The sequence below is a fragment of the Nostoc sp. genome (assembly GCF_036917355.1).
Taxonomy (GTDB): domain Bacteria; phylum Cyanobacteriota; class Cyanobacteriia; order Cyanobacteriales; family Nostocaceae; genus Nostoc.
Genome location: NZ_JBALDP010000059.1, coordinates 29,522 through 51,836 on the forward strand (window position 1 = coordinate 29,522; position 22,315 = coordinate 51,836).

General features: G+C 42.8%; 20 protein-coding genes. 13 read left to right on the forward strand and 7 right to left on the reverse strand.

Annotated features, from left to right (window positions below; translation table 11 throughout):
• The first annotated feature begins 22 nt into the window (after positions 1 to 22).
• The 3 genes from mreC (at position 23) to ribD (ending at position 2,996) form a co-directional block, all read left to right on the forward strand.
• The gene (gene mreC, locus V7K53_RS17130) at positions 23 to 817 is read left to right on the forward strand and encodes a rod shape-determining protein MreC (RefSeq protein ID WP_335198678.1); all 795 of its coding nucleotides are present in this window, start codon (positions 23 to 25) and stop codon (positions 815 to 817) included.
• Between the two features lie 25 nt (positions 818 to 842).
• Positions 843 to 1,460, forward strand: coding sequence for a rod shape-determining protein MreD (mreD, locus tag V7K53_RS17135; protein WP_335198679.1), 618 nt, complete (start codon positions 843 to 845; stop codon positions 1,458 to 1,460).
• 318 nt (positions 1,461 to 1,778) lie between these two features.
• Positions 1,779 to 2,996, forward strand: coding sequence for a bifunctional diaminohydroxyphosphoribosylaminopyrimidine deaminase/5-amino-6-(5-phosphoribosylamino)uracil reductase RibD (gene ribD / locus V7K53_RS17140; protein ID WP_335198692.1), 1,218 nt, complete (start codon positions 1,779 to 1,781; stop codon positions 2,994 to 2,996).
• Positions 2,997 to 3,056: 60 nt separating this feature from the next.
• On the opposite strand, the gene V7K53_RS17145 is transcribed toward ribD, so the two are convergent.
• From V7K53_RS17145 to V7K53_RS17155, 3 genes are all read right to left on the reverse strand, one after another.
• The gene (locus tag V7K53_RS17145; protein WP_292740664.1) at positions 3,057 to 3,275 is read right to left on the reverse strand and encodes a hypothetical protein; all 219 of its coding nucleotides are present in this window, start codon (positions 3,273 to 3,275) and stop codon (positions 3,057 to 3,059) included.
• A 386-nt stretch (positions 3,276 to 3,661) separates the two neighbouring features.
• The gene (locus V7K53_RS17150; protein WP_335198680.1) at positions 3,662 to 5,476 is read right to left on the reverse strand and encodes a protein kinase domain-containing protein; all 1,815 of its coding nucleotides are present in this window, start codon (positions 5,474 to 5,476) and stop codon (positions 3,662 to 3,664) included.
• A 279-nt stretch (positions 5,477 to 5,755) separates the two neighbouring features.
• On the reverse strand, positions 5,756 to 6,805 hold the full coding sequence (locus tag V7K53_RS17155; protein ID WP_335198681.1) for a hypothetical protein: 1,050 nt from the start codon (positions 6,803 to 6,805) through the stop codon (positions 5,756 to 5,758).
• Positions 6,806 to 7,283: 478 nt separating this feature from the next.
• On the opposite strand from V7K53_RS17155, the gene V7K53_RS17160 reads away from it, so the two are divergent.
• The 8 genes from V7K53_RS17160 (at position 7,284) to V7K53_RS17195 (ending at position 16,592) form a co-directional block, all read left to right on the forward strand.
• Positions 7,284 to 9,212 (forward strand): alpha-amylase family glycosyl hydrolase, encoded by a 1,929-nt coding sequence (locus V7K53_RS17160; RefSeq protein ID WP_335198682.1) that lies wholly within the window; start codon positions 7,284 to 7,286, stop codon positions 9,210 to 9,212.
• Between the two features lie 273 nt (positions 9,213 to 9,485).
• Complete coding sequence (locus tag V7K53_RS17165; protein ID WP_335198683.1) at positions 9,486 to 9,923, forward strand: DUF29 domain-containing protein; 438 nt, start codon at positions 9,486 to 9,488, stop codon at positions 9,921 to 9,923.
• A gap of 270 nt (positions 9,924 to 10,193) precedes the next feature.
• Positions 10,194 to 11,768: a CPBP family intramembrane glutamic endopeptidase gene (locus tag V7K53_RS17170; RefSeq protein WP_335198684.1), complete on the forward strand. Its 1,575-nt coding sequence runs from the start codon at positions 10,194 to 10,196 to the stop codon at positions 11,766 to 11,768.
• A gap of 531 nt (positions 11,769 to 12,299) precedes the next feature.
• Positions 12,300 to 12,425 carry a hypothetical protein gene (locus V7K53_RS17175; protein ID WP_335198685.1) on the forward strand — a complete coding sequence of 42 codons (126 nt, stop codon included), beginning with the start codon at positions 12,300 to 12,302 and terminating at the stop codon, positions 12,423 to 12,425.
• Positions 12,426 to 12,568: 143 nt separating this feature from the next.
• Positions 12,569 to 12,844: a TM2 domain-containing protein gene (locus tag V7K53_RS17180; RefSeq protein ID WP_094352477.1), complete on the forward strand. Its 276-nt coding sequence runs from the start codon at positions 12,569 to 12,571 to the stop codon at positions 12,842 to 12,844.
• Between the two features lie 188 nt (positions 12,845 to 13,032).
• Positions 13,033 to 13,242 carry a hypothetical protein gene (locus V7K53_RS17185; RefSeq protein WP_335198686.1) on the forward strand — a complete coding sequence of 70 codons (210 nt, stop codon included), beginning with the start codon at positions 13,033 to 13,035 and terminating at the stop codon, positions 13,240 to 13,242.
• A 203-nt stretch (positions 13,243 to 13,445) separates the two neighbouring features.
• Positions 13,446 to 15,905: a heavy metal translocating P-type ATPase gene (locus V7K53_RS17190; RefSeq protein WP_335198687.1), complete on the forward strand. Its 2,460-nt coding sequence runs from the start codon at positions 13,446 to 13,448 to the stop codon at positions 15,903 to 15,905.
• Positions 15,906 to 16,103: 198 nt separating this feature from the next.
• Positions 16,104 to 16,592 (forward strand): FHA domain-containing protein, encoded by a 489-nt coding sequence (locus V7K53_RS17195; protein ID WP_094352473.1) that lies wholly within the window; start codon positions 16,104 to 16,106, stop codon positions 16,590 to 16,592.
• Between the two features lie 81 nt (positions 16,593 to 16,673).
• On the opposite strand, the gene V7K53_RS17200 is transcribed toward V7K53_RS17195, so the two are convergent.
• Entirely contained in the window at positions 16,674 to 17,021 is a 348-nt protein-coding gene (locus V7K53_RS17200; protein ID WP_289798874.1) for a hypothetical protein, read from the reverse strand.
• 476 nt (positions 17,022 to 17,497) lie between these two features.
• On the opposite strand from V7K53_RS17200, the gene thyD reads away from it, so the two are divergent.
• Positions 17,498 to 18,418 carry a thylakoid membrane protein ThyD gene (gene thyD / locus V7K53_RS17205; RefSeq protein WP_335198688.1) on the forward strand — a complete coding sequence of 307 codons (921 nt, stop codon included), beginning with the start codon at positions 17,498 to 17,500 and terminating at the stop codon, positions 18,416 to 18,418.
• 148 nt (positions 18,419 to 18,566) lie between these two features.
• Here thyD and V7K53_RS17210 read toward each other — a convergent pair whose 3' ends face one another.
• The 3 genes from V7K53_RS17210 to V7K53_RS17220 form a co-directional block, all read right to left on the reverse strand.
• A complete protein-coding gene (locus V7K53_RS17210; RefSeq protein WP_094352470.1) occupies positions 18,567 to 18,812 on the reverse strand; it encodes a hypothetical protein in 246 nt (81 codons plus the stop codon).
• A 194-nt stretch (positions 18,813 to 19,006) separates the two neighbouring features.
• Positions 19,007 to 19,429, reverse strand: a complete 423-nt coding sequence (locus V7K53_RS17215) for a tetratricopeptide repeat protein (protein ID WP_322674253.1) — start codon at positions 19,427 to 19,429, stop codon at positions 19,007 to 19,009.
• A gap of 86 nt (positions 19,430 to 19,515) precedes the next feature.
• Complete coding sequence (locus tag V7K53_RS17220; protein ID WP_094352468.1) at positions 19,516 to 19,872, reverse strand: iron-sulfur cluster assembly accessory protein; 357 nt, start codon at positions 19,870 to 19,872, stop codon at positions 19,516 to 19,518.
• A gap of 320 nt (positions 19,873 to 20,192) precedes the next feature.
• Between V7K53_RS17220 and V7K53_RS17225 the strand changes: the two genes are divergently transcribed.
• Positions 20,193 to 21,824: a DUF6930 domain-containing protein gene (locus V7K53_RS17225; RefSeq protein ID WP_335198689.1), complete on the forward strand. Its 1,632-nt coding sequence runs from the start codon at positions 20,193 to 20,195 to the stop codon at positions 21,822 to 21,824.
• Positions 21,825 to 22,315 lie beyond the last annotated feature (491 nt).

The window sequence follows — 22,315 nt, forward strand, 5'->3', positions numbered from 1 at the left end:
ATATAAGTATATACAGGTATATATGGTGACAATACGGCGTTGGTGGGATCGTAAAGGGTTGCAAATTGGGTTGTTAGCTTTAGCACTTGGTAGTGCTTGGATATTGCGACAGACTCAAGGTGAACTAGTGCTTGAGACATACCAGGCAATTACTCGTCCATTAGAGATGTTGCAGTCAGGGCCAACTCCAGAAGAACGTCTCAGAGATGCCCGGATGATGGAATTGCAAACCCGTATAGTAGATTTGGAAAGTCAAAAGACAAAGTTACAAGATTTATTAGGCTATGTGGAAAAAGAGCCGCTGGCATCACGACCAATTCCAGCACGGGTGGTAGGACGTAGTGCTGACCAATGGTGGCAACAAGTTACGCTGAATCGCGGTGCGAATGCGGGGATTCAGGAAGGTTTCGTAGTCAAGGCAGAAGGCGGATTAGTGGGTTTGGTGGAGAGTGTAACTCCTAATACTAGCCGCGTGTTGTTAATCAGCGATCTCAAAAGTCAAGTGGGTGTATCGATTAGCCGCACAGCAGCTAAAGGCGTTTTGCGAGGAGATTCTTCTGCTGAAGCTGTATTGGAGTTTTATGAAAAAGTTCCAAATGTCAAAGTAGGAGATTTAGTTTCCACATCTACTTACAGTCAGAAATTTCCCTCTGGTTTGGCAGTAGGACGAATTAAGTCGCTGGATTTAAAGAAACTCCCAGCATCAGTGGCAAAAATTGAGCTTTTTCCGCCAATCCGCTCTCTCGATTGGGTAGCTGTTTATCCCAAGCCAGAAAACCAAGAGTCGGCAAATCAAGTACCGCAAAAGTCTAAGTAAATTCTTTGAAAAAATCCATAGAAAAATGAAGATTCCTGCATTTGGTGGTAGCAGGCAGAAAAAGCCAAAATCGTCAGAGCGAAAATCGAAATTCCGAATTCAGCCGCTTGCTCGTTGGCATCCCGGTATACGTCAGTTGTTGGGCTGGATAGTGACGGCTAGTTCTGTATTGTTATGTTTACTATTATTACCAACCCGATTCCCAGGTATGGAATTGTTGGGAATTGGCCCTAACTGGTTATTAATTTGGGTGGTAGCTTGGAGTGTGAAGCGCACGATGTTTGCCGGAGCATTAGCAGGTATAGTTCTGGGGCTACTTCAAGATTCGATGACATCACCTAGCCCCACTCATGCCATCAGTTTAGGTATAGTGGGGGCTTTAACTGGTCTGCTCCAGAAACAGCGTTTTATCGAAGAAGATTTTATTTCGATTGCCGTAATTGTCTTTGTTTTGGCAGTTTTGGCAGAAACTATCTTTGGGCTGCAATTAACTTTGCTAGGCAATGAGCGCAAGGTGACAGATATTTGGACATATTATCAGCGCGTTGCTCTTGCCTCTGCCATTCTGAGTAGTCTGTGGGCACCTGTGGTCTATTATCCGTTGAATCTTTGGTGGCAGCGGATGAAATTATTGCAGCAATAGTTAAAGGGAGTTAGAGACGCGATTAATCGCGTCTGTATAAGAATTTAGGAGTAGAGGCGGGAATAGGTTACAGGTGACAGTAAAGAAAATTATCTTTTGTACCCTGTAACCTAAATCTTTATGGAATTTGGGCAACCTCTGGCAATATGGATTCAGGCTACAGTGAACTGTAAGTCTGAATATTACAGACTCATGTAAGTTGAGACAGCCAATAATAGCGCCTAGATATTACTGTTTAATTATCAGGAGCAAAGCGCGATTCTCTTGTGGAGAGGCTGCGCGATCGCGTGCAGAATATTTACAGTGTTGCCTAAAATTATGGATAATTTCCCAGTGGTCGCTCAAGCAGATGCATCCTTACCAAATTACACTCAGGAAAATACACCAATAGTGGAGTCAGCAGCTGGCTCGAATTCACCACCAAAGCCAAAGGTAGGAACTGACTTTGACTCTCGTATGATGCTGCGGTGTTTGGAACTTGCCCGTCGCGCTTTAGGGCGGACTTCACCCAATCCGTTAGTGGGAGCAGTGATTGTTAAGGATGGCGAGATTGTAGGCGTTGGATTTCATCCTCGCGCAGGTGAGCCTCATGCAGAAGTATTTGCTTTGAGGGAAGCAGGCGATCGCTCTCGTGGTGCAACAATCTATGTTAGCCTCGAACCTTGCAATCACTACGGACGTACTCCCCCTTGTTCGGAAGGATTGATCCAAGCAGGAGTGGCAAAAGTAGTGGTGGGTATGGTTGACCCCAATCCACTGGTAGCTGGAGGTGGTATTGCCCGTTTACGGGCAGCGGGAATCGAAGTATTGGTTGGAGTAGAAGAGGAAGCCTGCCGTCAGCTAAATGAAGCTTTTGTGCATCGCATTCTCTATAAGCGACCTTTGGGAATTTTAAAATATGCCATGACTTTAGATGGCAAAATTGCTACTACCTCTGGTCATAGCGCTTGGGTGACAAGTCAAGAAGCCCGCAGCGAAGTACATCTAGTGCGGGCGGCTTGTGATGCCATAATTGTCGGCGGTAATACAGTCCGACAAGATAATCCTTACTTAACCAGCCATCAGGTGGGGGCACATAATCCCCTACGAGTGGTGATGAGTCGCCATCTTAACTTACCGACAAGTGCCCATCTGTGGCAAACTGCGGATGCGCCAACTTTAGTGTTGACACAGAAGGGTGCTAACCCCGATTTTCAAGAACTGTTGCTCAAACAGGGTGTGGAGGTAGTGGAATTAGCATCACTTACGCCGGATAAGGCAATGGCGTACTTATATGAACGAGGTTTTTGTAGCGTGCTGTGGGAGTGTGGTGGTACTTTAGCTGCTAGTGCGATCGCTCAAGGAGCAGTGCAAAAAGTTTTGGCATTTATTGCCCCAAAAATCATTGGTGGTAGTATCGCTCCCACACCAGTGGGCGATTTAGGTTTTACTACCATGACTGAGGCGTTGTCTTTAGAACGTGTTCGTTGGCGTGTAGTAGGCTCTGACTGCTTAGTAGAAGGTTATTTGTCCCAAAAAGCTAATAGTCAACAGTAATAACACTTGACGATCAATCTATTTATCTTGATTTTGCGTTGGCGTAGCCCGCCGTAGGCATCACGAACATTGGCGTTCATGGGCAAGATCGCGTATAAGGGCTAGTCGAGATTGAATGTAGTGGCTAAGAAAATCAGTTTCGTTAGAATCTAACAACACTTGCGTTTCGGTTTGTTTCACTAACCACTGCACCAAGCTAGCATCATCCAGTTGTAAAAGGAGCTTGGCTTGAGCGGTTTCAACCACTGACCAAAGCTGACGCATGATTGTAGGAGTCATCAGACCTCAATTGAATAATTTAGCTTTGCTGTCTTCAGATTACACAATTCCAATCGAACTTTACGACATGAATGTACAAGCTGAGACAAGTATTATTAAAAACTTAATAATGGTATTTATAACTTTATGAAGATTAAGAATTTGAAACTCAGTTTGAAAATGCGTATGGGGAATTAGACATGAGAAAGGCAGGTTTTTATGGGTTTAGTTGTAAAATCTAGAAAACAAATACACTAATTCTAAAAATTGGGTTTTTGTGTTTGGGAAGACTGAAATTATCTTGATTGTAGCCGAATAAAGTCAGTTTTTCAATCACTATGTTGAATACTGAGTCTGTCTTGTAGGATACAAAAATCTAACTTTTGAGAATGGTCTTTGCCAGAAAATTAACACTGTTTGGCTGTAGATGGATTTACAAAATCATGTAAATCTGCATCCCAAATGCTGATGTAAATAAAATTACATTCTTGGCGGATAATTTGACCCTTGACTGAGCCATTTTTAAAACTAAAATTATCCGATTGGCGCTGTTGTACCTGTTTGAGTCCCTGCTTAATTTCTTCAGTGGCTTGCCCTGCTAACATTCCATTTAAGGTAGTTTCCATTACTTCTAGGTCTACCGACTGGGCAAAAGATACCTCAGTTTGACGCAGCGTTTTAGAATTACGATCGAATAAATAGCCAAGGTCAATTTTGTTTGGCACAAGTTTGTAAACGACAGCACGAGTGTTGCCCCATGCGCCTCTTAAATCTTGATTTGGTTTGCCGAGGGTAGCTTCTACAATGTTTCTTGTTGTACCTGTCGGAAAGGCGGGAACGCTTTGTCTGCTAGCAGTGACAGCTAATTTACTGCGCGGCTTGTTTTGTGGTGTAGAACGCGCTTCTGGTGTGGGAACTGCACTTGCCTCATTCTCTGGTTCTGGCTGTGGTGTAGATACTACTATCGGTGCTGGAGTCTCTGAAGTTATAGGCTCTTTTTCTGGCTGTGGTATGGGTACAACTGGGCGATTAGAGGTTGGCCGCTGTCGTGGTGATGAGCTAGGAATAACTGGAACTGGAGAAGTTTGGGAGGAAACGGGCGGTTCGGTAGATGCAGGAGTGGGAAAAGATTCTGGCGATGGCGTGGGACTTGTGGCAATGTTTGTTTCTGGTTGTTGCTGACGAATGATGCTAGGAATTGCTACTGCACCAATCAACCCGCCTATGAGCAAACTACCAATAATCACAGCAGATTTTTGCCAGTTTCTAGGAGTCGAAGACCCTGGAATCGCAGAATTGTTTTGCGGAGAATATAATGGCTGAGTTTGTCGAGTCGATGCATTGGGAGAAAAATTAACTGTGGGAGTATTTGTAGTTAACTCAGTAGGTATATTAGTAGCAGACTGCAAGGCATACAGCATTTTACTGGCAGTACTGTAGCGATCGCCAGCATGAGGCTTAATTGCCTGATTGAGTACTGCCGCCAATTGCGAAGAGACGTTAGGGGCGTGCTGCTGCCAAAGTATTTCCCCAGTTTTTAGATCGGTTACTAGTTCTTGCGGGTGTTTGCCAGTCAGCAGATAAATTGCCGTTAAACCTAAGCTGTAGATATCAGTAGCGTAAACTGGGCGGCCAACGGCTTGTTCGCTAGGCATATATCCCGGCGTACCAATAACGAGCGATCGCGTAGGGTATCCTGGAGAATTCACCACTGAACGGATTGTTTCTTTGACTGCACCAAAATCAATCAAAACTGGCACGTTATCAACAGAACGCAGAATAATGTTATCTGGCTTGATATCCCGGTGAATGATGCCTTTACTGTGAACATAATCTAAAACTGAAAGCAGACTCAAGAGAATTTGCCGAACAGCAGTTTCACTCTCAAATCCTTTGGCTTCGACAATTTTTGTCAGGGTTTGGCCGTGAATCCATTCTTGAACGAGATAAAATTGTCCATTCTCAGAAAAGTAGGCGTAGAGTTTGGGAATTTGGTGACTACTTTCACCCAAATACTCTAAGGTTGCGGCTTCCCGTTCAAACCGTTGTTGGATAAGTTGGTAGGTTTGCGGGTCATTATTGGTTATCGGTTTTAGTTGCTTGATTACACAGCGGCGGTGAGAAGGCATGTGGACATCTTCTGCTAGAAAGGTTTCGCCAAACCCACCAGCACCGATGACCTGGATAATTTGATAGCGATTGTTCAGCAGAGTTATCGTCATGAAAAATTATAAGCGTAGACACCCAGTGCGGAGCCGGAGATTTCTTGTCTTCTCCAAACTTATCGTCAGACTTCGCCCTTTCCAAATGTACATCACATAAGCGAAGCCAGGACGAATATACTCTGGTGAAATTAAATATGCGTTATCCAGAACCCTTGTAGAGACGTAGCACTGCTACGTCTCTCCATTCTTTTTCAGCATATATCTAATACAAGCCAACGTATTAGCATTGCAGAATCCTGCCAAATTTACTTCGCTACGAATGAATGAAATACTGTACTAAGCGAACTCTATAGTCTCAACAAACTCTACAATACTTTCTTTGATATCTTCAGCCTCTTCCTCAACAGAATCAGGAGTTTCGCCGTTAATAAAGCTGTGCTGACTACTAACTATGTACAAAAATTCACCACTGATAAAAGCGAGCAATCCTCGGTACGCATCTAATCTGATCGCAGTTCCATTATTTTCTTGCTTAGAAATTGTGGAACCTTTGGGCATATCAATTAACACGTAGTAAGCGCCTCGCAAAGTATTTTCCAGATATTCAGTATATTCCACAGAAGCATCTGGTACATTGGCAAAAATCGCTTGAGGTACATACTTGTCTACTAAAATTGTTTGTAAATATTCTTCTTGTCCAACAGACTCCAATTCCTCTAACTGTTCTAGGGGGAAAGGATAATAATCGATTCTCAGCAAAGTACCGATGTCATCAGAAAAGCCAACTACTCCTTCCTGGCTTTGAATTCTACCGCCCTGCTGCGGATCGACCGGAATCGGCACGGTAAAATTACCTAAAGGAGATTGATATGTCTGTTCGCTAAAATCTTCGATGACTACTGTCTCATCTTCATCGTCTGTATATTCTTCATCTTCTGCTTCTTTAAAGGCTGCGATTACCTCCTTGATGATTTCCTCTGCTTCTTCATCCTCAAGTTCTAAAGCTGCCTGTAGCTTTTTGAGGTAGGCTTGTTTTGGTTTGGGGATGGCGAGGTTATCGTCTAAAAGCACTATTACCCCAGCGGCAAAACCATCTAGCACTAATTCATCTGAGAGAGATACTTTGGCTGCATTGAACAGAGGCCCAATTCCCTCTTCTTCAGCAATGGAGATGAGTCTATCAACTATTTCTGCAATTTCATCTTCAGAGTATTCCTCGAAAACCTCGAATTCCCAGAGGATACCCGCTAAACTTTCTGCATCTACCTCTTCAATAAATGAATCTGCGATCGCAGTCACAGTTGCGATCGCCGCCACCGCTTCCTCTGGACTGAGTGATTCCTCTGATGTCTTTGGTGAGTTAAAAACCTTGTCATATTTGGTCATAATTGCTACCTAAATTAATTCCTTGATAGTAATAACAGATTGAAAGTGACAATGGTCAGTTTACCAATGGAGCGAATCTTCTAGAGAAAAAGTTGCCTTATACGTGGTTAACTCAGTATTGCTCAGGTGTAACAAAACCTTATTGACAACTAATCTCCAAAAAGTTGAGGTGTTATAAAATCTGTTGTCTAATATACATTTAAATACGAGCTAGGCTCAGTATCTACCGCAGGTTAACTTAATTAAATATTGTAAATTTTTGTAATCTAGCAATTACCATTAATAACTGCTATAGTGCTTTATTTTTATTCTCTAGCAGATGAATTATATCTACCGATAGAATTATAAACTAGCTAGCGATAGATACCTACACCGTAAGCAGGATGCCACAATACCGAAGTTTGTAGTGACACACAATACCCGAAACGTTGTACTGTTGGTTCTGCAAGTGTGAATTAGATGAAATTTTGAGTTTTTTATGGTACAAACCCCACCATCCCAGTTTTCACCAGATCAATATAAAGTAGATCCTGCAAAGGAAAATGTAGAAGCTCTTATACAAGAACCGCAGTTAGATATTGAGATTGCTCTAGAGTTCCTTTACACCAGAGATATTGAATTTCGTCAGGAAACAATTTATTTTCTCGTAGTCGATCGCTTTTATGATGGCGATCCAGATAACAGCGAAGGTGCAAACTCAGAACTGTACGATCCAACCAGACAAGATTGGGGTAAGTACTGGGGTGGCGACTTGCAAGGTGTCATCGATAAATTAGATTATCTCAAAAATATGGGAGTTACCGCTCTTTGGCTAACTCCACTGTTCGAGCAGGTTGAAGAGTTATTTGTTGGCAATGCAGCAATACATGGCTATTGGACAAAAGACTTTAAACGGCTTAATCCTCGATACATTGCAGAGGGAGAGAACCCTTCTTTAAACGCTACTCAAGAAGAAAAAAATACAACTTTTGATCGGTTAATTACAGAAATGCACAAGCGCAATATGAAGCTAGTGCTGGATATTGTCTGCAACCATAGTACACCTGATACTAGCGGTAGTAAAGGTGAATTGTATGATGATGGTGTCAAAATTGCTGATTTCAATGATGATGTCAATCATTGGTATCACCACTATGGCGAAGTGCAAAATTGGGAAGATGATTGGCAAGTACAAAACTGTGAACTAGCTGGTCTCGCAACCTTCAATGAAAACAATACGGAATATCGGGAGTATATTAAGTCAGCAATTAAACAATGGCTAGACCGGGGTGTGGATGCACTGCGGGTGGATACTGTCAAGCACATGCCGATCTGGTTTTGGCAAGAATTCACTGGCGAGATGACCAATCACAAACCAGATGTATTCATTTTTGGTGAATGGATTTATAGTAATCCGAGTGACGAGCGCTCAGTGGAATTTGCCAATCACTCAGGCATGACACTTCTAGACTTTGGGCTGTGCGTGGCAATTCGAGCTGCACTAGGGCAAGGTTCAGAAATGGGATTCCAAACAATTCAATATATTTTTGACCAAGATCATTGCTACAACGGGGCAACAGAGCTAGTTACCTTCATTGATAACCATGATATGTGCCGTTTCCAATCGCTGAATCCCGATCCAGCGATGCTGAAAGTTGCGATCGCCTTAATTATGACCTGTCGCGGCATTCCCTGCATATATTACGGCACAGAACAGTATCTGCATAACGACACTGATGGCGGCAACGACCCGTACAACCGCCCAATGATGGAAAATTGGGATACTGAGAGTGAGATTTATCGTTGCATCAGGCTGCTGTCTGGCTTACGACGACTGAATCCAGCCGTATCAATGGGTAGCCACTGGCAAAAATACTTAACACCAGATGTTTACTGCTATGTACGCCGTTATCGTGACTCTGTGTGTTTTGTCGCTTTAAACCGGGGAGGAGAAGTTACTTTACCAGAAGTAGAAACAGAATTACCCGATGGAGAGCATACCTGCGTAGTGACTCGCAACAAGTATGAGGTGAAAGATGGCAAGATTTATGACCTAGTACTAGAAGAAAGGGGAGTGATTGTTTTCAGCCACGTTGGCGAACGGGTAAAAGCACAAACAATTGTCCGCGTCCAACTCAATGGCGTAGAGACCCAACCTGGTGAAATCATTGTGGTGACAGGAGATTGCCCAGAGTTAGGTAACTGGGATATCAGCAAAGCCTATCCCCTAGAGTACATCAACACCAATACTTGGTTTGCCGAGATTCCCTTTGATGAAAGTGCTGGTAAGCTAATTGCTTATAAATATGCCATGTGGCGAGAAGGGCGATCGCCTCTACGCGAAAATCTCGTAAATCGTCGCTGGGTGATTGCGAAAGAAGGTACTGTCAAATGGCGTGATACTTGGGCATCGGGAAGAGAATCTTAGAAATATGGAATGAGGTATGAAGAGTGAAGGATTAAAATTTTGGTTCTTCACTCTTCATTATTTATAAATTTTGAGTACTAAAAAATACACAACTTGAAATTAATCAAAGGAGTAATTACTAGATTCCTTTTGAAAGATTAAATAGGATAGCATCAATAATTAAAGGTTTGTAGTCAGCGCTTTCGCCCTAACTTTGTTTGTAAAATATCTAGTAAAGCACTGCATTCAGCAAAAATAGGCAAAATGTTGCTGAAAACAAAGGGGTAACTGTTGATGAGTAAAACGACACTCTACAATCAGGACTTTCTGGTGTGGACGCAGCAACAAGCTGAGTGCCTAAAGAAAGGACGCTGGGCTGAGTTAGATGTTGAACATTTGGTAGAGGAACTAGAGGCTTTGGGCCGGAGCGAACAAAAAGAACTTGGAAGTTATTTACAAGTGTTTTTAATGCACTTACTCAAATGCCAATATCAACCAGAGCGAAAAACCAAAAGTTGGGTTAACACAATCTCAAACTGCCGAAACCAAATTCAAGATTGCTTGGAAGATACTCCCAGTTTGCAGCGCTTTCTAGAAAACAGGGAGTGGATACAGAAATATTATCGCCGTGCTCGTCGAGATGCCGCAAATGAGACTCAAAAACCAATAGAAACTTTTCCCCTTGAGTGTCCTTTTACTATGGAACAACTTCTCGATCCTGAATTCCTCTAAGTTAGACTACTGAGACTCAGTAAGTAGGCATAATTAAACATAAAATAAAATTCTAGTTCGTAGTGAGTGATTCATCGCTCAAAACAAAGATTATCGGCTTCCTCAAGGTGGGAGAACACTACTGTAATTTAACATCGTGGGTACATTGGCTAGCAAAAACCACAGACATCGCAAACTTACAATATTGATGATATCTATCCACCTCTGACTTTTTATTGCGATAATTCCCAAGGGGGACGCGCTCTCCACTGGTAAGTCAAAGGGGGATAGATGACACTCAAGCGGTTGGTTTTATTTTTTGTGATGACGCCGATAGCAGTTCTGTTAGCAGTTTCGGCTTTATTCGGTAGTTGGCAAGAACCTCAATTTCAAAGTCGTTTGGAACTATACCAAACAAATATTGCTTTACAAGCTCAAGCTTGGCAATCAGAAGATAGCGGTGATGACAAACTCCAGGCGGTTCGGGAAGCAATACTTGGTGAGCAACCTCTAGAAAGCGCTACAAAGCAGTATCAGGAGGCGCGTCAGTCAGTTCAAGCTAATTTAGACAAAGTTAACAATAAACTTGCACAATTACGCTCTCAGGCTGAAATAACTCCCACACCTCCGAAACCTCTACCAGACGCTCCTCCCACTCTTAAAACTCCTAAACAGGGACAGCAACAGTTACAGCAGTCTTTTAAACAATTACAAAAATTACTAGCTGAATTAGACCTGCGTTTGGGAATCTTACAAGCACAGCAAGGACAGACGGATACAGCCTTCAAGACTTGGAGCGAATTACAACAACGCTCAGATATTAATTCAGGGTTTTGGGAAACCGCCGCTGTATTGACAGGACTGTGGAGCAATCCTCCCCGTATCCTCCCAAATGCTCAAGAACCAATTCAAAAGAATTTAGAAGGTTGGTTTCGCTCTACTGCTTTGGTTAAGTTATACCAACTCCAGCAACGACAAGATGCGTTATCAGCAGTAAAAGCCGCACAACAAGAATCTTCTGCTCAAGCAGTGATTAAATTGGCAGTTATTGGCACTATTCCCACCTTAGCAGCTTTAATTGGTCTCATACTGCTGATTTTATTATTTGCTCAACGCTTGGTGAAAGGAAAAGCCTCTTTATTAGCTCAAAATGCTGATATCCCTTGGTCAACGCCTTGGGGTGGTGAAACGGTTTTGCAGGTTTTTATCATCGGCTTTTTCTTCATGGGGCAAATTTTTGTACCTTTGGTGATATCACTGCTACCCATCCCGCGCCCCATTGTAGATGTACGACTTCAGGCATTTTCTGTGTTGGTTAGTTACTTCTTGGTGGCATTAGGTGCGCTGTTAGTGCTGTATTTCTCTCTTAAGCGCTTCTTTCCACTACCAGAATTCTGGTTTCGCTTCCGTTTTCAAGATAACTGGTTTTTGTGGGGACTGGGAGGCTATTGCACGGCTTTACCTGTAGTTGTGGTGGTATCTTTAATTAATCAGCAGCTATGGCAAGGACAAGGTGGGAGTAATCCTCTGTTGCAACTAGCCCTGGAAAGCCAAGATGGTATCGCACTGGGTATATTTTTCTCCACAGCGGCGATCGCAGCTCCATTTTTTGAAGAAATCCTATTTCGCGGTTTTTTGTTACCCTCTCTAACTCGTTACTTACCCGTGTGGGGATCGATTCTGATCAGTAGTTTGTTGTTTGCGATCGCTCACCTTAGCTTATCGGAAATTCTCCCCCTGACTGCATTGGGCATTGTGTTGGGAGTAGTCTACACGCGATCGCGCAATCTCCTCGCTCCTATGCTCCTCCACAGCCTTTGGAATAGTGGTACACTATTAAGTTTATTCGTTTTAGGTAGTAATTAATACTAGTACAGTACGGTTGCCAAAAACAAAAATATCTGATTTTATCACCATAGGTAGAGACAATTTACTAGTGATAATTGGTTAAAAGCATAAATACTAGCTGAAAACCCAATTACGATAATGGCAAAAGCAAATTAAAGAATGCTATTAACATAGACAACAAACTATCTAGTTAAGCATTTATTCTCATTTGGGTAGATTTTAGCCATTTTTCGAGATGTTAATTGTCTTCTTGAACCATTTTTAGCTGTCATAAATTGGAATGCAATTCCGGTTTGCGCTCATGGAAGTGGGGATCGGTAACTAAAAAGCGGTTAGAGAGATATGGAAGATGCTTTTTGCGCTTCTAGATTCTCACTAGCCAGGCATTTGTCTTGCCATTGATGCGATGTCTACGACGGTCACTGAGCGCAGCCGAAGTGCGGGCTACGCCTACGCAAAAACATCCGGAAATAATACTGATGGACTTGTAAAAAGTGGTGTATGTAGCAGCTTTTGCTGATTATTTAAGATTGATTCTGCTCAAGATAAATGTCTGAGCTGAAAATCTGCAAAACTGCTGCACCAGGGTTTGCGATCGTCAAATCCAGCAACAGTCATCAAGGAGCGCCAGTTTGGACTATATCGCAAGACATCTTGGCGTCTCCTCTGGAATAGAAGCACGCTGATTTTAATTATTCATCTTGAGACTTACTCGACTGAAAAAATTAAAAATCTATTTATTAAGCAAGTAAATGTATTTGCTTCCATTACAATAAAGACTTTATTTTTATACTCACTTATCAAGGAGCAGCACTTATATGGCAAATCTTAACCCCAGTCACCCTACCAAACAACTTCTATCTGGTTACTGTGGCATTATCCTGGGAGCATTCGGGGTTCATAAGTTTATTCTAGGATACGCTTCGGAAGGCTTTATCATGTTAGTGATTTCTGTAGTTGGGGGTTCTTTTACCTACGGCGTTGCTTTGTTAGTTATGCAACTCGTAGGTCTAATTGAAGGCATGATCTACTTAAATAAATCCCCTGAAGGATTTGTAAATACCTATTTTGTGAATAAGCAAGGCTGGTTCTAGTGCAAGAATAACTTTCTTATTCTGACTGGAAGCAGGGAATGATACCCACTGCAAAGCTTAGGATTGCAGCAAAAGCGCAGGGATAAAGGGCAGCAACCAAAGAAACATCCTTTTTCCCTTCCGCTTCACCTTTTACCTTTAGCAAAACTTATACAGCACTTTTACCTTCTATATTTATTTTTATTAATATGCTCATTTTCAAACCTAAACAGCTTAACTGGGCAATGTTCTTCTTGTTAGGCTTAGGATATTTCAGCGTTATGTCTCATTTAGAAATCAACTATTTCTTCAAAAACCTGATTGCGATCGCGCCAATACAAGTGGCAGCGATTATTTATGTCACTTATCGACGTTGGAAATGTCAACCCCCTGTAGGGGAATTAAAAATTAAAAATTAAAAATTAAAAACTCTACAGATAAATCTAGGAACTTGGAACGTTGAATTAAGTACAGCGATAGTCGTTCATACTCAACAAAGTACGATAAATTAATAATTTTAATATGGTTGACATTGAGTCATAGTTCCATATTTAGCCTACGCTCGAATTAGAGACGCTTTTAGTCAGGCGTTGAATTTCTGTAGCGAATCCAAACACAAGCCATGCAACTTGTCCCGAAAACTAAGCCAGCCCTAGAACCTGACCCAATCCTAGAGAAGATTATTTTAGATGTTGGGGGTATGAAGTGTGCTGGGTGTGTGAACGCAGTAGAGCGACAGCTAACCCAACATCCAGGAGTCAAGAGTGCCTGTGTGAACCTGGCCACAGAAGTAGCAGTTGTAGAGTCAGAAGTTGGTGTAATAGATGCAGATGCACTGGCACAGCGATTAACAGCCGTTGGATTCCCGACTCAACCCCGAAAAGTTAATGGCAGAGTAGCGGGCGAAATATCGAGCTTACCAGATCCAGCAGAACGACAACGCCGAGAAATGCTTTCTTCTCTATGGCAGTTGGCGATCGCGGCGGTGTTGCTGATATTGTCAGGAAGTGGACATTTTGGTAATCTTGGTAGCTCAGTGCTGCCAGTCCTAAATAACATCTGGTTTCACTGTGGACTGGCGACAGTAGCGCTGTTAATTCCCGGTCGCCCGATTTTAGTAGATGGCTGGCTGGGCTGGCGGCGAAATGCGCCTAACATGAACACCCTGGTGGGGCTGGGAACGCTGACAGCCTACATTGCTAGTTTAGTAGCGCTGCTTTTTCCCCAATTGGGTTGGGAATGTTTTTTTGACGAACCAGTAATGATGCTGGGCTTTATTCTCTTAGGAAGGACATTAGAGCAACAAGCTAGAGGTCGCGCGGCTGCTGCATTTAGGAAATTGCTAGCACTCCAGCCACTCTTAGCGCGATTGATTGCCAACCCAGAGAAAGCTGGAATGGGTTCTTCTAGTGTTGAGATTCCTGCTGAACAGGTGCGTGTTGGTGAATGCTTACAAGTGCTACCAGGCGATAAAATCCCCGTTGATGGTGAAGTGGTAGTTGGTCAAACAACGGTTGATGAATCAATGCTAACTGGGGAATCAGTGCCAGTAATCAAAAAACCAGGAGATATGGTGACAGGAGGGACACTAAACCAGTCAGGAGCGATCGCTATTCAGGCAACCCGGATTGGAAGTGATACAACTCTAGCTCAAATTGTCGCCCTAGTAGAAGCTGCCCAAACTCGCAAAGCACCAGTACAGAAATTAGCAGATACAGTAGCTGGTTACTTTACCTACGGAGTGCTAACAGCATCTGTCTTAACATTTACCTTTTGGTACTTTTTCGGCACTCACATTTGGACTAATATCACCATGTCTGGTGGTATGGAAATGATGAGCCACGCTCACCACTCCTCACTCCCAACTCCCCACTCTTCCCTGTTAATTAGTTTAAAACTAGCGATCGCAGTTATGGTAGTCGCCTGTCCCTGTGCTTTGGGACTTGCAACGCCAACAGCCATTCTGGTTGGGACTGCTATGGGCGCAGAAAGAGGTTTGTTAATCAAAGGTGGCGATGTTTTAGAAAGAGTACACCAGTTAAATACCGTAGTATTTGATAAAACTGGCACTCTGACTACAGGTAATCCCATAGTCACAGATTGTCTGTTAATTGAGGAAATGGGGAATGGCGAGTGGGGAATAGGGAGTAGTCAACCTTACTCCCTAATACAGCTAGCAGCCGCCGTAGAGAGCGGTACTCACCATCCCCTAGCAAAAGCGATTCAGCAAGAAGCACAGCGGCAAGAGTTATCGATTCCAGAGGCTGTAGACTTTCACACGGAACCAGGGCTAGGGGTATCTGCTGTGGTAGAAGGCACAGTTGTATTGTTGGGTAACTGGGAATGGTTGAGTTGGCACGGCATTGCCATTAACGAAACTGCACAACAGATAGCACAGGATTTGGCAACAGATGGTAAAACAGTCGTTTGCGTCGCAATTGGGGGAACCTTAGCAGGACTAATCGGTGTTTCTGATACCCTTAGATCGGATGCTCAATCGACTGTAGACAAGTTACGTCAGATGGGCTTACGGGTAATGTTGCTCAGTGGCGATCGCAAAGAAGCCGCTAGCGCCATAGCCAAACAATTAGGATTAGATAGTGCTGATGTCATAGCAGGTGTTCCCCCAGCGAAAAAAGCGGCGGCAATACGGTCTCTCCAGTTAGAAGGGACAAGGGGACAAGGAGACAAAGAGACAAAGAAAACTCCCCACTCAGTTGTGGCAATGGTAGGAGATGGAATCAACGATGCTCCAGCTTTATCTCAAGCTGATGTAGGAATTGCTTTACACTCCGGGACAGATGTGGCGATGGAAACTGCTGAAATTATTTTAATGCGCGATCGCCTAAACGATGTCGTCGAATCTATTCAGCTTAGTCGCGCCACATTCAACAAAATCCGCCAAAATTTATTCTGGGCTTTTGCATATAATACGCTTGGCATTCCTTTAGCAGCAGGTGTTTTATTCCCTAGTCTGGGTTTTGTGCTTAACCCATCTGGTGCTGCTGCATTAATGGCTTTTAGCTCTGTTAGCGTCGTCACCAACTCAATATTATTACGGCGATTCGCTCATCGCGTGTAGAATACTCCTTTACACGTCCAATTTGCCACCACAAATATTGGTTATCAAAACACAATTCAGGAGTCAGTAGTCAGATTTAAGACACTTACCAAAGCTATCATAGCTACTGGAGTAGAACGGCCATGTTCTACTCTTTCAAGGTATTATGCAATTTTAAAGCTTATTTAGATTAGCACCACAGACTTATGGTGCGCGAAAATGGCAAGATACGATACTAAACAAATCTTAATCAATTACAGTTCCACCGATTTGTCAATGGCAGCAGAAACCAATGAAAACCATCTACTGATTATTGAAGACGATCAAGGTCGCAAAGAATTTTCTCTGGAGCACCCCGTCTACTCTATCGGTAGAGACCGCGAATGTAATATCCGTTTAATGTCGCAGTTTGTCTCCCGCCGCCATGCCACATTAGTGAGATTGCCACGAGAGCATAATAGTCATAGCTACTATTACCGGATTGTAGATGGCGATGCCAAAGGTAAGCCTAGTTCTAACGGTTTGATGATTAATGGACGTAAAATACCAGCCCACGATCTCAGAAATGAAGACGAGATCGTTTTTGGGCCTCAAGTACGTGCCATTTATTACCTTTTAAGAAATACTCAGCGTTTAGGGCAAACGGATTCGAGCGAGTACGACATTACACTAATAAACCCCGGTATGGCCGAGGATTTAGAGGAGTAAAAGAGTGAATTATAACTACCAATTACAGTCTGACACTTCCACAGCTTCAAGCCGTGGGAGTATCAATTCAATCACCAAAGCTTATCCTGCAATACTTTCAATCAAATGCCAATGACGGCTACTTTCAATAGATTGCTTGATTAACTCAAACATTTGTCGGCAGTAATTATCTAGGTGAATTGGTAGTTCTTCATTTTTAATCACAATACTCATGCGAGTTTCCGTTTCAGTAGATTTTGATTTATCAATCAGTACTTCTACTGTTATTAATTTAGGAAAAGGAACATTTCCAGGAACCTCACGACCGATAATATATTCGGCTGTGTGATATTGAATATCCAACTGACAGTCCTGTAGAAGTTCTACAAGTAACGGCAACAGATGGTCACTAGGAACAGAAACAATAAATGAACAGGTATAGCGAGCCATAATAGCCCCAAGCCTTGCAACACTCCGTCCATCCTATAATACCGAAGTATCTAAATATAAAGATAAAGTCATTAAAAAATCAAAGTTTTTGAGAGCAGGTACAGATATACAGTCAAAAAAGAGGCAGGGGGCAGGAGGCAGTGTTTCGATTACGCTCAACAACCAGGCAGGAGGTAAACCTCATAAATAAATTTAGGCATTCCCTAAGCATCAGCCGAACGGGGTTTCAATAAGGACGCAGTATTTTTTGTGGCACTTTCCGCTCGAAATACATATTTAATTCTTTCTTGTCTACGACACGCTCCGCGAATATAAATAAATTTACTCGATCTAAAAGAAAGTGGCAGAGGGCAAAAAATATATTTTCGTCCTCCTGCCTGGTTGTTGAGCGTAGTCGAAACACTTCCCCCTGCCTTCTTTGGTAAGCTGAAAGTTCGATCAAAAACTTTACAATGAAAGTTTGGCTGAGGTAGAAAATGAAAGTCGCAATTACTGGAGCAACAGGATTTGTCGGTAGTCGTTTGGTACAACGATTACACGGAGAAGGTCATAAAACAGTAGTATTAACTCGAAATACCACTTTTGCTCAAAAGGTTTTTCCCTCTGAGGCTTTCCCTAATGTAGAAATTGTTGCCTATACACCAAATGCATCTGGTTCTTGGCAAAGTGTCATCGCTAGTTGTGATGGCGTAGTTAATTTGGCAGGAGAACCTATTGGTGAAGGACGCTGGACACCAGAACGGAAACAAGAAATCCTCAATAGCCGAAAGTTAGGTACACAAAAAATAGTTGAAGCAATAGCCAACGCTAATCCTAAACCATCAGTGTTAATTAACGCTTCAGCTATTGGCTACTACGGCACCAGTGAAACGGCAACCTTTGATGAAACCAGTCTATCTGGTAACGATTTTCTTGCCCAAGTCTGCCAAGCCTGGGAAGCTGAAGCGAGAAAAGTAAAAGATGTTGGTGTGCGACTGGTAATTCTGCGTTTTGGGATTGTTTTGGGCAATGGTGGTGCTTTAGGTAAAATGATTCCGCCTTTCAAACTCTTTGCTGGCGGGCCTATTGGCAGTGGTCGGCAGTGGTTCTCATGGATTCACGTAGACGATTTAGTTAACCTGATTTTGCAAGCTTTAACTAAACCGGAAATAGAAGGTGTATATAATGCTACTGCTCCTAACCCAGTCCGAATGGCAGATTTAAGCCAAACTTTGGGACAAGTGATGAATCGACCTTCTTGGTTGCCTGTTCCTGCTTTTGCGATTGAAGCTCTTTTAGGAGACGGGGCAATAGTAGTTTTAGAAGGTCAGCAGGTTATCCCAAAACGCACTGTGCAAACAGGCTTTGAGTACAAATATCCTAATTTGCAATCGGCATTAACACAAATTCTTAATTAAAAAGGAGCAGGGGAGCAGGGAGCAGCACTTTTCTACGAGAGGCTACGCTCAGTAACCGAGGAGAAGTTCAGTGAGTTTTTCCCCTCTGCTCCTTTGCCCCTCCTCACCTCTGCCTCTTCTGCTCCATACCCTGTGCCTTATTCTTTGATTATTGACTAGAAAGAAATTTTTTGGAAACCCAACTGATAATACCGCTGAGAATGGCACCGCCCATAAGGATGCCAATTGCTGGGTTAAACAAGGGTTGCCACAGTTGATGCCATAAATCCAAACCCAGGTTTACTCCTGCGGCATCACCGATCGCAGCGATCGCTAACCAGCCAAAGCCAAACAAAACCAAAAAAACATCGGCGACTAAAACCATGTTTAGCCAATTTAACAATTTATCTTTCATGATTGGATTGGGAAATGGAGCATTGGACATTGGGCACTTGTACTGAGCGACTTGGCTTGAGCCAAGTCGAAAGGAGTCGTTGGCACAACCTCTCCAAAAGTTGTATTGGCCATTGGGAAACAGGAAGGAGGAGTTCTTCAATTTTTAATTTTTAATTTTTAATTTTTAATTGATTTCTCCCCAGTCCCCATCTTTTACTTTTCAAACAGCCAATTTTTGACTTTTGTCAAACTTTGCCAATCTGGTTTTCTACTTAAACCGTCCTCAATACTATTTTTTATTTCATCACTCCATTCTTCATTGACAAAAATCAACTGCTGTGCTATGTCAATATGTTCCCGCAAACCTTTTTGCTTTGTTTCCAGCATTGCTAAGGCGAGATTGATTCTAGCCTGGGGATCTTGTGGATTTAACTTGACTGCCTTCTGTCCAGCTTTGTAAGCCAAATTGGGTTTGTTATCGAGTAGATACAACCACGCTAAACAAACCCAAGCTGCACTAGTTTTAGGAGCGCGATCGCACACTTCTTTAAATACAGGGATTAAAGATTCTGCTGATTCTCCTGCTTTATAGCGTTCTAAACCTGTGTCAAACAGGGATTCAACTGTTTGAGTCATAGTAAATTAATCATGAGTCATGAGTCATTGGTCAATTGTCATTTGTCTTTCGTCCAATAACCAGGGACAAATGACAACTGACAATATTACACCCCAAATGACTTGCCGCAACCACAAGTTTGATTAGCATTGGGGTTAGTAAACTGGAAACCACCGCCAATCATGGCATCGCTGTAATCGAGCATCAAACCGTAGAGATATAACAGACTCTTGCGATCGCTGACAATTTTGAAGCCATCATAGTCAAAAACTTCATCATCAGGGGTGATTTTGCTGGTATCTTCAAAATCCATCATATAAGACATCCCAGAACAGCCACCCTGACGTACTCCTACCCGTAAGCAGAAATCTGTGCCTTGCTTGTCTCGGAGGGATTTGACCTGGTGCAATGCGGCTTCGCTCAACAGAATTCCGCGTTGTTGAGCCTGAATTGCTTGTGTCATCTGCTTTTCAACTCCTTAATTAGTATAAGCGTTACCCTATATCGGCTTGTTAATGCTTCTGGGTTGCTCGTTAAGTGTTTTTGTATTCATTCTAGCGGCTTAGATGTTGCTAGATGCCAAATTGTAAACACTCCGTCAAAAGTTGCCAAAGATTTTTATTCTAGAATTAGAGACTCAATGTGTTTATACATTCGGTATTCTTAAAATTCAAGCCTTACGGCAGCAACAGAAGCAACCACCCTTCAGGTGCAGCCATAAAAATTTAATCCGAGGCTAGCTAGCCCCCAAAGTTTACTTCCAAATTGCTTCTTTTGATCTCTATGACAAGTTTTAATCGCTCTACCAGTCGTCGGTTGAAGAAATTAACTCAAATTCCTTCTGTATGGGAGGGCGATCGCCGTCCGTTGTCATCACCAAACCAGGTGTCAGACTCAGAGGCAAAGGGAGAATGCATTCTTTGGGTAGATTACTCCCAAGGTGTTGTTCGAGGAATGGACGTGGTTGCTTCCGATACCGGCCCAGAAGCAATAGTTCGCACCTTAATGCAAGCAATGGAGCATCCCCAGAGTCCGGCAAGACCTGCTAGACCCCAAAGAATTGTAGTCAAAGACCGCGAGATCCAATTTTACCTGCGGGGAGTGCTGCAAGATTTGGATATCGCCATTGACTATGCACCAGAACTGCCTTTAATTGACGAACTATTTCGTGGATTCGCCGACATCCTCGATAGTCAAACCCCCGACTTACCTCCACAGTATGCACAAATCTTGCGAGAGAAAGCATTTGCGATTTGGCAAGCAGCACCTTGGGAATTTTTGGAAGAACAGCAAGTTTTGTCAATCGAGATTAATAAGTGGGATGTTGGCACACTCTACGCCTCAGTTATGGGAATGCTGGGAATGGAGTATGGGATTTTGTTTTATCGCTCAGAAGACTCTTTAAAACAGTTTCGCGCCGCAGTTCTCACAGATGAAGAATCAACAGAGCATCTAGAAGAAGCCTTCCTCAAGCAAGATTGCTTGTTTCTCACTTTTGAAAGCGTTGACGAAACCGACGAAGATGAGGATGAAGAAGATGATTTGGCGGATCTGCCATTATCAGAAATTGACCCTACTTTTGGTAATATTCATCCTTTAGAAGGACTACGGTCTGTTTTGTATGACGAAGAGGCATTGGTAATCTTAGTTGCGATCGAAAGCCTGAGCCGCTTTATTCGCGATCACCGTCGCCAACTTCATGAGGACATCTTCCCTACCCTCAGCCGTCGCTATCGCATTTCTCTACCGCAGTCGGAAGAATCAACTAAATCAGTGCCTGTAACAGTCTCTACTATGCCGCAGTTAGCAGCAGAATTAGAGGAGATGGCAGGCTTTGGTATTGACGATCGCGAGATTGACAACCTTGATTTCCAATCATTGCGAGATGACTTGATACCAGAAGATTCCTTCCTCAGCTTAGGTGTAGTGTCCTGGGAAATGTTGGATTCTCTACGAAAGGGGGTCAGCTACCACCAGGCTAGTGAAATCAAACCAGTGGGTGATGGTTTGCCGGTGATTTTAATTCAAACCTCCCGACCTAAGGCGAAGACTGTAATTGAAAGAATTGAAGCAGCAGGCGGACTGAGAGCAATTTGCTTTAATCCAGGTGCCGATCCCTTTGATGGCGATCGCTACGACCTGGGTTTATTGCAAACTCAAAATGGCGAATTGTTCTTATTCGGTGAATTTTTAGATGAAGATCCGATTCATGTCGAAGCCCGAAAAAAATGGAATCAACGGTGTAAAAATACTAAGGGCTACTGTGGCTTAATCATTGCTAAAGGACTAACGGGAGCCTCCCGTGGTAATCCACAGTTACGAGATATGATGGCTTTGTTTGAAGGGCGATCGCTTTCACCTAAAGATTTAGGTATTGGCACTCTCCAACTTATGCCCCAACTTAAATTTGAGTAATTGCATGAATTGCCGCAATCCTGAATTTCAAATTATCGATATGAGATGATGTGTATTTGATTGGCATACTGACTGAAACTGTAATTTGATAGGGGAAAAGGAGGAAGGCTTTGCCTTTTAATATTTACCCCTCTTCTCTTTACCAACGGAGTGTTAATTCTGCGGTGCTGAGTACTGTCTTATATCATGTCCGGCTAATTAGTTATAATTTCCCAAATCTATGCAGAAAGCCAAAAACCCCTCCCCTCTGCCCCTCTGCGGTCTGAATGATAAGTCTTTAACTGGACATGATATTACCCCATAGCGAAATGGGAAGATTGAAGTAAGGGCGCATTATTTGACTGTTTCAGTGAAGTAAAAAGTACTCAGGATTTTCACTTTTATATATACCCCATAGCTTATAGAACCCATTTGACATCTAAGAAGGTGCAGCAAGCCTCTTAACCATCAACCGAATAAAACAAAGATTAACCTTGGCAGTCGCATTAGCT